The following is a 4,648-nucleotide window of genomic DNA, read 5'->3' as shown; positions in this document are numbered from 1 at the left end:
GACAGATTGTTCCACCCATTCTTCTGAATCCCCATAGAGGGCAGGGCCAGAGCGCCGATCCCGGAGAGAAGCAAGGCCCCGCGAAAGACGTCCAATGCCGGCAAAGCGAAAAGAGAAGGAGGCGCTTTGACTTCAAACCGCCCATCGGCATGGAGGCCTGCGCGACGGCGCACCATTGGGCGCGGGAGCTGATTGCACTTGGGCATGTGGTCAAGTTGATGCCGCCGGCTTGCGTAAAGGCCTACGTCAAGCGCAACAAGAACGATGCGGCCGACGCGGAAGCGATCTGCGAGGCGGTGACGCGACCGACAATGCGGTTCGTGGCTGTCAAATCGGCGGATGCCCAGAGCATTCTGATGCTTCATCGGGCTCGCCACCTCTTGGTTCGGCAGCGCACAGCGCAAATCAGCGCGATGCGGGCGCATCTGGCCGAGTATGGCTGTGTGGACGGCCCCCGTTGAGCAAGAAGATTCTGACAATGGCAATACTGAAGCGGTCAGGTTCATTCCTGTGTTCGGCCTTTTTTTGTGCGGCCTCAGGCCGCTGGCCATGATGGTGGCCGTGCACCAGATCGAAGGCGACATTGCTGTGCTCGAGGCGAGAACACCATCTCCGCTGGGAGAGAAGGACGGCTCATGCGGCTCGGCGCCGATCTCGATCTCGCCTGGTCACACCCGGCAGCAGCATCTGCGACGCGCAGAGAATCGTTCGCGCAGCCTTGAGCGAGATCGTCGCCCGCATCGAAGGTGGCGTTATCGAGATGGTCCTGCATTGGCAGGGAGGGGGCCACACCGCATTGAAGCTGAGGATGAACGCCGGCGGCAAGCATCGCTGGACAGTCCCCGAGTACACTTTGACGCTGGTCCGGGAGCTGGCGCGCCTGATGCCCGACCGCCAGATTGCGCGGCGTCTCAATCGCGCCGGTAAGCCGACCGGGCGAGGCAATGGCTGGGCCCAGGCGCGGATCTGTTCGTTCCGCAGCCATTACGACATTTCCGTCCACCGCGCGAGCGAATGGGCTGAGCGGGGCGAGATGACGCTTGAAGCTGCCGCGCAAATCATGGATGTGAGCGTGATGACGGCGCTGCGCATGGCCCGCCTCGGCATCATCGAAGGGCGGCAAATATGTTATGCCGCGCCCGGGCATTCAAGGCGGCGGATATCGCCGCCTATCGCACGCAGAATGCCCCGCAGCGTCCGCTAACAGCCGATCCCGCTCAACAGCGCTTTGATTTTCAATGACATAGAAAGTGAGCATTATGACTCGTGGGTGCTTGGCCACAACAATCTTTCCTCGACGGCACGCTACGCCAAGGTCTCGAACGGCCTCATCCGGCGCACGACGAGCCCGCTCGACAGGCTGAACATTGAAGTGGTGCCGCCGGGCTGACCGGTTCCGCCCCTGTCCGCGAGACTGGAGGTGGCGGATATATCTTCGGCCGCCACGGCGAGGCATATCGGCAGGTTCATGACGCCAGCGGCAGACGGGGACGCTCCGTCATTATCATCGCCTTCGCTTGATCTTCCGTCATCCAAAATCGGCAGATGCGCCAGGGTGCTGTCACGCTGGCGGATGGTCAGACCGACCTCGTCACCACGATGATTGCGCCCGGCAACCGTAACCGTTTCCCTTAACGGGGATGGAAACGGTAACGGATAATCGTCTCGCCCGACTGATAGCGGGTATTATGAAGCTGTTTGCCCCAACGCCGCCAGCCTGAGACGCAGGAAGACGAAGATACCGACCTGCGAAGGATGTAGACTGCCTCGCTCAGGCGCCGACGAAGTCCCACCAGATCCCTTCAATCTTGCGTGCAAGCGCTTTTCGCTCTTCGACTGTTGTAACATTTGCCTATTTGGCCCGCAGCGCCTCGTATTCGTCATTCTTCGGTCAGCCGTACCAAGCTTGGTCGCCGTTCGCGGTTAGGAGGGGGTCCGTGAGCGGATCCCCAAGGGGAGTAATCCATTTCCGTCGTGATGAACATGTTCCAGGCGCCGCCCTCAACGGGGCCTTTGTTTGCCCGGCGCGTGGAGAGTGCTCCCCAATCCATTGTGGCGCGAGCTCAGCGGCTTTTTCCATGTTCCACATCGGAACGATCGCGGGCTTACCGACGAGACCGGTGAGGGACTTCCGGCGCGCGATCGGCGCGATGTACTTTCCCGACCTCACATCGTTGACTCCAATCTTCTGTAGTGCCGCCGCGAATAGCTGGGAGGCATTGTCGGCTTCGCGCCAGTACGTCGGATCGAGAATGACGACCTTGTCGCCAGCGTATCCGGCCCTCCTTAAAGAGCTGCTTAGCCTTTTCCGGGTCGCCGCCCTTCTTGTGCCACCCCGTATTTTAGTCGTTGGCCACAGGCGCAGTGTCCCAAAGACCGATGTGAGTACTGGAATATCTTGGATCCGGGGCCATCACGCGCATGACCGCCTCCTGATCGATCTGGTGAAGCACTGCCTGGCGCGGTTGTTGAAAGGAGGCTGCAAGTGGTTCAAGCGTACAGGACTAGCCTGCTCCGCACAGTCTCCATCCCCACCAGCGCGTGTTAGAATGGCCATATTGCTTGCGCGGGCGATCGAGCCGACTTATCAAAGGACAGTGAGCCGTGGCAGATGGGGAAAAGTTTGTCGAATCGGCTGCGCGCTAAAGCGTCGGAAATGGAGTGATCACCCAATTAATCGATTCTACGGCGCGCTGAAGTATCGCCTCGGTCTCAGCTCGGGTGCCTGAAACTGCGATGACATGCCCGATAGTGTCCCGGTAATCGCCTTTTCTGACGATCGGCGCCTTGGGTTCAACATAAAATTTGACCTCGGCGACACCAGGTATGGCAGCCGCCCGGCTGTCGCCGTCAATCCAAGCGAGGGAGCCATCGCGATCAGGATTTAGACATCGCGCGGCCGCAGCCTGCGAATGCTTTCTGCGTAAATCGCATTCATCGCCGATGACAAGTTTGATGTGCTCGGTAATGAGATCGACACCGTAAGCCTGCTGAATCAGTTGGGGATTGGGCGCGCCATGAAGCCGTGGATTGACTTCAATGACGACTGGACCACGCGTCGTCCATCGGAATTCTATGCCCGTCGGCCCCCACCCAAGGCCCAGAGCTCGCAAGCAGCTCAGCGAAACATCGGCGATACGCTCATGCTCGGCATCATTCAGAGGGGCTGGAATGGTGCCCTCACGAAAGACGAAATGCGGTGGAGGGCCGCAGTCAGCGATGCCAATTCCAATGATCTGATCTCCCATTATGTCGGCCCAATAAAGCGGGCCTTGTGCGAATTCTTCGATGAGTATCCTGGGTGAAGACGGCCAAATGTGGCTCCCGCCCAATAGATAGGCCGTGTGATCGGCCAACTCATCAACGTTGCGGCACAATCGGACGCCGACGCTGCCGCTGCCTACGGCTGGCTTAAGAACCACCGGCAATCCGATCACCGCGGCATAGCTTTCTACTTCTGTCGCATTCGCTGCCAAGCGATAAGCCGGTATTGCAATGCCGGCCTGCGCGAGGAGCTGACGTTGAGTGAATTTGTCGCAGCATCGTTCAATCGATGTAGGGTTCGGTCCTGGTAGGTCGAAGTACCGGCAGAGCTTGCCAGCCATCACACAGGCCGACTCGTCGGCGCGCGAAAACCCAGTAATGCCAGCAATGTCATAGGTCGCGCATATTCGGGAACATTCGCGGATCAGCGAATCGAGATTTTCCGTATCGGCACGGATTGCCTCAATGCGTTCCGGCGCAAGATAGTCGTACTGAGCTGGATCAGCCGACAGGGTAATTGGATGAAGACCAAGACGTTGGGCTGCTTGGACGTATTGAAGACCCATTCGGCTATGACCTTCAACGAGGATAAGTGCTCTTTTTGCCATTGCTGCCGACTCCGATGTTGCGCGCTATGCCGCGGTATGAGCGTCAACGGCCTCAGCTGTCAATTCGTGCCTCACCTCGGACTTCGCGGCAAAGGTACCATTGTTCACGATCGGCAGTCGCGAAGCGTTCGTAAAATATAGTTGAAGGATTTGTTGCGACGTTTTTGACATCGGCTTTGGCCTCGGCGAGATCGCGCCGGTCGTGGAGCCAGCGCAGCTCCTGCAGGCAATCGTCGCCGTGCTTCCTCGGCAGGTGATCGAGCGCGCAGCGCTGCCAGGCGGCTTCGGGGATCACCTCGCCGATTGCCGCGACGAGACCAACTTACCGGCCGATGCCAGCCTCAAGATGCTCGCCGCCACGATCAAGGCGAGGTGGGTCTGTGAGCAGGCACATCAGCAATTGAAGGAGGAACTCGGCCTCGACCATTTCGAAGGCCGATCATGGACGGGATTACATCGACACGCCTTGATGACCATGATCGCCTACGCCTTTCTCCAAGCCCGCCGCCTCAAAGCAGCGGGACGGAAAAAAGAGTCGGCGGACCACCGCCACAACCGAGCATGCCGGCCGTTAGACAAGCCATTCTCGACCTCTTCACGCGGCTGCCAACCCGAAGATGTCCTCACTGTGAGAAGCTGCTCGCAGACCCGGTGGCCCGGTGACGCTTGTAGCACTGACCGATCACCGCCCCGGTGGCAACATCTAGCGCGGCAAACAGCGATGTCGTGCCGTTGCGGACATAGGTATGGGTGCGCCGTTCGGCGACGCCCGGCGC

The 4,648-nt window shown here is 59.5% G+C and carries 2 protein-coding genes and 5 pseudogenes; 4 read left to right on the top strand and 3 right to left on the bottom strand.

The annotated features are described in order from the left end of the window. Positions 1–23: 23 nt before the first annotated feature. The 3 genes and pseudogenes from PU724_RS33475 to PU724_RS33465 all read left to right on the top strand — a co-directional run. Positions 24–446, top strand: a pseudogene (locus PU724_RS33475) (IS110 family transposase); the annotation flags it as partial. A gap of 272 nt (positions 447–718) precedes the next feature. Continuing rightward, the gene (locus PU724_RS33470; RefSeq protein ID WP_354426045.1) at positions 719–1,204 is read left to right on the top strand and encodes a DNA-binding protein; all 486 of its coding nucleotides are present in this window, start codon (positions 719–721) and stop codon (positions 1,202–1,204) included. 66 nt (positions 1,205–1,270) lie between these two features. Further along, a pseudogene (locus PU724_RS33465) lies at positions 1,271–1,390 on the top strand (tyrosine-type recombinase/integrase); the annotation flags it as partial. Positions 1,391–2,642: 1,252 nt separating this feature from the next. Here the strand turns inward: PU724_RS33465 and PU724_RS33460 are convergent. Together PU724_RS33460 and PU724_RS33455 are read right to left on the bottom strand one after the other, a co-directional pair. Then, entirely contained in the window at positions 2,643–3,872 is a 1,230-nt protein-coding gene (locus PU724_RS33460) for an ATP-grasp domain-containing protein (protein WP_354426047.1), read from the bottom strand. A 166-nt stretch (positions 3,873–4,038) separates the two neighbouring features. Continuing rightward, positions 4,039–4,191, bottom strand: a pseudogene (locus tag PU724_RS33455) (transposase); the annotation flags it as partial. Here PU724_RS33455 and PU724_RS33450 point away from each other — a divergent pair. After that, a pseudogene (locus PU724_RS33450) lies at positions 4,192–4,410 on the top strand (transposase); the annotation flags it as partial. It abuts the pseudogene before it with no gap. Positions 4,411–4,525: 115 nt separating this feature from the next. Here the strand turns inward: PU724_RS33450 and PU724_RS33445 are convergent. Beyond that, positions 4,526–4,648, bottom strand: a pseudogene (locus tag PU724_RS33445) (IS630 family transposase); the annotation flags it as partial.

The organism is Mesorhizobium abyssinicae (assembly GCF_049887195.1).
In the GTDB taxonomy this organism is placed as follows: Bacteria; Pseudomonadota; Alphaproteobacteria; order Rhizobiales; family Rhizobiaceae; genus Mesorhizobium; species Mesorhizobium abyssinicae.
The sequence above is the reverse complement of the archived record's forward strand: the minus strand, read 5'-3'. Positions and strand labels throughout refer to the sequence as shown.